Raw genomic sequence first — 1,503 nt, forward strand, 5'->3', positions numbered from 1 at the left:
AAGAGCCTGGCGAATGGCATTCCAATGGCCAATGTGTTGTTCCCAGCGGCGGCAGTGGGGGCAATGGTGTTGCCGTTGATGATTTTCCATCAGGTGCAATTGATGGTGTGCGCCGTGTTAGCGCAGCGCTATGCGCGCAAAACCGCCAAACAGCGGGCAGAAGTGCTGGCGACGAAGTAAAAAATGGGCCTGAATAAATTGAGCTATATTGCTCAGTGAGTATTTGTCTAAGCGTATGAGTAACGTTTCGGTCGATAAACCTGCGCGGTTCTATGCGGTTTATGCGCACCGACCGAGCAAGGGACCGTAAGGCGCGGACCCTTGCAACCCGCGCCTTTGCCCCATCAGACGGTTGGCTTCGCCAACTTCCCTCACTTCGTCACGTCGCATCATTGCCGGCTACGACAGGCGTCCCTGCCTGCCTCGCCTGAAACCGCCGTCCATGGCGGTTTCGCCTATGCGCCATTCCTGCGTTCGGCGTCTTCAAGGGCTCCCAACAGCGTGCTCATCTCATCATCACCTTTGTTTTCAGTCCGTAACGTCAAACACATTGGATAGGCAACCCGGTGACGACAGATTCGGGTGTTGACCTTGAGTGCGCATCACCCTCTGCTGATCAAGGAGGCGTTGTCAGGGGCAACTGGCCAGGGAAGGCCGGTTGAGGCGAGACAAACAGGGACGTTTGTCGTAGACGACCCGCCCGACAAGGGTGACGCCGCGAGGGCATCTGCGTAGCAGACAGAGGGTGTTAAGCGAAGGCGGGGGTGGAGGGGCCGCGCCTTCGGCCCCTCCAATTGCCGGACATTGTTCTTACAGATAATTGCCCTACGTTTGTGGCAATTCCCCTTACACGCAACTAACAGGCACCAACGAAATCATCTGTCAGGCTTAACTGACATGTATGACGCAACATTGGACCCATTATTCAATTAGCCGCGAACTTTATCGCGCAGCGCCTGCTTTTCCTGCTCGCTGAGGAACGCCATTTTCAGGCCATTTTCTTGAGCGGTGCGGATCTCCGCCTCTGTCAGCCCGGCCTGTGGTGCCGCGACCAGGTATTCATGCTCAATTTCGATGCCCTGAACCGCCGGGTCGTCGGTGTTGATCGACGCCATTACGCCGTGACGCAAGAATTTCGCCAGCGGATGCTGCGACAGTGACGGCACAGTGCTGGTCTGAATGTTAGAGGTCAGGCAGGACTCGATACCAATACCCTGTTCCGCCAGGAAATCCATCAATGCCGGATCTTCAACGGCTTTCACACCGTGGCCGATGCGTTCGGCACCCAGCTCGCGGATCGCCTGCCAGATGCTTTCCGGACCAGCGGCTTCACCGGCGTGCACGGTGATGCGCAGACCTGCAGCACGGGCACGGTTGAAATGATTGAGGAACAGGCTGCCAGGGAAACCGAGTTCGTCACCGGCCAGATCCAGCGCGGTAATACCATCACGGTGTGCCAGCAGGCCTTCCAGCTCTTGCAAACAGGCGGCCTCGCCGAAGGTA

At 57.4% G+C, this 1,503-nt stretch carries 2 protein-coding genes; one reads left to right on the forward strand and one right to left on the reverse strand.

Annotated features, from left to right (window positions below; translation table 11 throughout):
• The coding region (locus VGM55_RS26315) for a bile acid:sodium symporter (RefSeq protein WP_331637210.1) at window positions 1-180 on the forward strand (180 nt) is incomplete at its 5' end.
• Between the two features lie 749 nt (window positions 181-929).
• Here the strand turns inward: VGM55_RS26315 and VGM55_RS26320 are convergent.
• A partial coding sequence (locus tag VGM55_RS26320) for an adenosine deaminase family protein (RefSeq protein WP_331637211.1) occupies window positions 930-1,503 on the reverse strand: 574 nt, incomplete at its 5' end.

Origin of the sequence: Cedecea sp. (assembly GCF_036500665.1) — a bacterium.
Lineage (GTDB): Bacteria > Pseudomonadota > Gammaproteobacteria > Enterobacterales > Enterobacteriaceae > Cedecea.